The sequence below is a fragment of the Rhizobacter sp. genome (assembly GCF_031412075.1).
In the GTDB taxonomy this organism is placed as follows: domain Bacteria; phylum Pseudomonadota; class Gammaproteobacteria; order Burkholderiales; family Burkholderiaceae_C; genus Rhizobacter.
The window spans coordinates 1-3,859 of the sequence record NZ_JANOCG010000294.1 but is presented as its reverse complement, the minus strand read 5'-3'; the positions used below and the strand labels follow the sequence as shown (position 1 = coordinate 3,859).

Sequence of the window (3,859 nt, the reverse complement as noted above, 5' to 3'; positions counted from 1 at the left end):
TTCATGTTGAAGTAGGTGTAGCCCGACTGCGGGTTGACTTGGCGGTGGCTGCGGATGCCCCGCTTGGAAAGGTTGGGCGCAAGCTTGCCGTTGGGCACCGCCTGGCTGACGAACTCGGTCGGCACCGCCAGGAAGTCGAGCTGGCCGTTCAGGAAGGCCAGCCAGCGCGGCTGCGCTTCTTCGATGATCGAAACCTCGACGCGGTCGACCATCGGCAGCCGACGGCCCTTGAGTTGGGTGAGCACGGCTTGGCCTTCGGCATCGTCAGCGGCCGGTTCGGCGTCGTACAACACCTGGCGGTAGTCGGGGTTGCGTTCGAGCACGATCAGCGAGGAGCGCCGCCACTGGACCAGCTTGAACGGCCCGGTGCCCACCGGGTGCGCCATGATGTCGTCGCCGTACTTCTCGACCACTTCGCGCGCAACGGCTCCGAACAGATCGAAGGTGGCCAACACTTCGAGGAAGCGCGGACGCGGCTCCTCGAACTTGAACTGCACCGTGTAGCGGTCCAGTGCCCGCATGCCCTCGATCGGGGTGTCGTAATCGAAGGCTTTCCTGTTCTTGATGGCGTCGTCGCGCAGCGCGTTCAGGCCAAGGTACTTGTATTCGACCAGGCCTGCCACGATCGGGCTCTTGTTGGCCGGGTCGAGCGGGCGCTTCATCGAGTACACGTAGTCGGCGGCGACGAGCTCGCGCCGCTTGCCGTTGAATGCAGGGTCCGCCGCGAAAAAGATGCCCGGCTGCAGCTTGATGGTCCAGGTGCGGAAGTCGGCCGACACCTCGGGCATCGCCACGGCCGTCAGCGGCTTGATCTTGGCCGGCCGAGCCAGATGGTCGTACTGGTACAAGCCTTCGAAGATGTGCGGCGTGATCGTGCGCGAGTAGATGTCATTGATCTTGGCCGGATCGAAGCCGGTTTCGGCGACAGGGAAGGCGATGCGCAGAACCTTAAGCATGGGCTGGGGCGCTTGCGCGTGAGTGAGCGCCGGAACCACCAGGGCGACGCAAAGCAACAGCCGCCGCCCGTTCGCCCTGAGCTCGTCGAAGGGCTTCATCGCTTGGCCTCCACATCCACGTAGCGCCACCAATCGCGCATGAACGGGTGCCGCTTGTAGCCCAGCACGTGCGAGTGCATCAGGTCGGTGGCGATGCGGTGGCCGGTGACCTTGTACGGCATGTAGGCGATCGTGAGCTGCTTGGCGTCGCGCATCACCGCTTCTCGCGCGGGGCCATCGGGCATCACGCTGCTGCGTTCGTAGAGTACGTTGAAGGCGGGCAGGTCGAAGCGCGCGTGGTTGGCTTGCCCCTTGTTGGGCCCGTACAGCAGGTCGAGGAAATACTGGCCGTCGGGGTTGACGGCGCCCCAGGCCACGCCCCACATCATCAACTTGCCAGCTCGGCTTTGCTTCAACTGCTCGGGCCACTTGGCGATGCTGAAATCGATGCGCACGTTGATGCGGTCCATCGCCTTCTTCCAAAGCTCCTGTTGCTGGCGAGAAAGCTGGTCGGGCTGGCTCGAATACTCAAGCCGCAGCGGCGCACCGTCGGGAAGATCGCGCCAACCGTCGCCGTCTTTGTCGACATAGCCATACAGGTCGAGCAGTGCCTTGGCCCGGGCCAGGTCGTGGTCGCTCATCTCGCTCTTGAGGGCGGGGTCGTAGCCCGAGAGCAGCGGCGGAATCACGCTTTGCGCCGGGATCGCCTGGCCGCGGCGCATCAGCGTGATTTCCTTGTCGACGTCGTAGGCCAGCGCCAACGCACGTCGCAGCGCCACCTTGTCGGGCGTGTAGCCGCCGACGACCGGATGCTCCATGCCGAAGTAGGACAGCGTGGCATCGACCAGCGACACGCGTTCCATCTTCACGCCGCGCTTGGCCAGGTTGGGCGCGAGCCTGTTGTTCGGGATGGCGGACGTGGCGAACTCGTTGGGCAGACGTTCGAGCAGGTCGTGTTCGGCGTTCAGAAAAGCCAGCCAGCGCGGTTGCACCTCTTCGATGATGCTGACCTCGATGCGGTCGACCATCGGCAACCTTTGGCCTTTCAAGCGTGCCGCGATCGCGGCGGCGCTGACATCGCTTGCGCCGGCTTGCTCGTCGTAGAGGTGATCGCGGTAATTTGGGTTGCGGTCGAGCACGATCTTCGCGCTGCGCTGCCAGCGTGTCAGGCGGAAGGGCCCCGTGCCCACCGGGTGCTCCATCGCCTTGTCGGGATAAGCCTCGATCACCTCGCGCGCCACCGCGCCCATCACCGCGCCGTCGGCAAAGGTGTAGAAGAAACGCGGCGCGGGCTTCGCCAAGCGCACTTCAAAGGTGTAGCGGTCGGTCGCGCGCAGGCCCTCGACCTCGATGTCGTAGGGGAAGGGCTGCTTTTCGGCGATGGCCTTCTTGCGCAGCTCGGTCAGCCCCAGGATGCCGGCGTTTTCGAGCTGAAACAGGTTCGGGCTCTTGTGCTTGGGGTCGTAGTGGCGCTTGACCGAGTAGACGTAGTCGGCGGCGGTCAGCTCGCGCTTGGCGCCTTTGAAGGCCGGGTCGTCGGCGAAGAAGATGCCGGGGCGGATGCGGAAGACGAAGCGCTTGCCGTCCTCGCTGATCTCGGGCAACGCCGCCGCGGTCTGCGGCTTGACCTGGGCCGGGCGGGCCAGGAAGTCATATGTCAGCGGCGCCTCGAAAATGTTGGCCGCGACGGTGCGCGAATACAGGTCGGAAATTTGCGCTGGGTCGAAACCGGTTTCGGCGACGGGGAAGGCGTAACGCAGCACCTTCAGGGGCTGCGCCAATGCGCTGCCGCAAGACAACGTCGCAGCCAGCAGAAGAAGACGGATCATGGCGTGGCAGTCTAGCGGCGTGCGGCCCTCACCCCACCCTCACCCCAACCCTCTGCCAGAGGGAGAGGGGGCAAATGCGGGGGAACCCTGGTGGGGCGGCGCCCTACACTGCGGCCGTCCCAAAGCGGGTGAATCTTCATGGCGGCCTATCTGATACGGCGCCTGTGGCAAATGGTGCCGACCTTGTTCGGCGTTGTGCTGCTGGTGTTCTTCTTGTTCAAATACTTCGGCGGCGACCCGGCCGAGATCCTCGGTGGCCTGAACGCTACGCCCGAGCAGATCGCGGCGATCCGCCAGCAGCTCGGGCTGGACCAGTCGGTCTGGGTCCAGCTCGGCATTTACTTCAAAAGCATCCTGAGCTTCGACTGGGGCAAGAGCTGGGCCACCAACGAGGCGGTGTCGTCGCTGTTCGCGAGCCGGCTGCCGGCCACGCTGACGGTGATGCTGCCGATCCTGATCCTGGACGTGCTGTTGGCGCTGCCGATCGCGATGTGGGTGGCCTACCGCCGTGGCTCGCTGGCCGACCGCAGCATCATGGTCATCACGACGATCGCGCTGTCGATCAGCTTCCTGGTCTACATCATCGTCGGCCAGTACCTGTTCGGCTTCCAGCTCGGCTGGTTCCCGGTGCAGGGCTGGAGCGACAGCGTCTGGACCAACCTGGCCACCTACGCGCCGCTGCCGGTGCTGCTGGCCGTGATGGTGGGCCTGGCACCGCAGACGCGGCTGTACCGCAGCTTTTTCCTCGACGAGATGGGCCAGGACTATGTGCGCACCGCGCGCGCCAAGGGCCTGACCGAGAACACCGTGATGTTCAAGCATGTGCTGCGCAACGCGATGATCCCGATCCTGACCAACATCGGCCTGGCGCTGCCGGGCGTCTTCGTCGGTTCCTTCCTGATCGAGGTCTTCTTCTCGATCCCCGGCTTGGGCCGCGAAGTGCTGCTGGCGGTGAACCGCAGCGACTACCCGGTGATCCAGGCAGTGACGGTGTACCTGGCGGTGATCACGATGGTGATCAACTTGCTCGTCGAC

Annotated in this window: 3 protein-coding genes; 1 reads left to right on the top strand and 2 read right to left on the bottom strand. The window is 64.7% G+C overall.

Features of this window, described 5'->3' with window-relative positions:
* Together RMO40_RS10715 and RMO40_RS10710 are read right to left on the bottom strand one after the other, a co-directional pair.
* A partial coding sequence (locus RMO40_RS10715) for an ABC transporter substrate-binding protein (RefSeq protein ID WP_309720418.1) occupies positions 1–956 on the bottom strand: 956 nt, incomplete at its 3' end.
* Between the two features lie 95 nt (positions 957–1,051).
* The gene (locus tag RMO40_RS10710; RefSeq protein WP_309720416.1) at positions 1,052–2,824 is read right to left on the bottom strand and encodes an ABC transporter substrate-binding protein; all 1,773 of its coding nucleotides are present in this window, start codon (positions 2,822–2,824) and stop codon (positions 1,052–1,054) included.
* Between the two features lie 138 nt (positions 2,825–2,962).
* Here RMO40_RS10710 and RMO40_RS10705 point away from each other — a divergent pair.
* Positions 2,963–3,859: ABC transporter permease subunit (locus RMO40_RS10705; RefSeq protein ID WP_309720412.1), on the top strand; the 897-nt coding region annotated here is incomplete at its 3' end.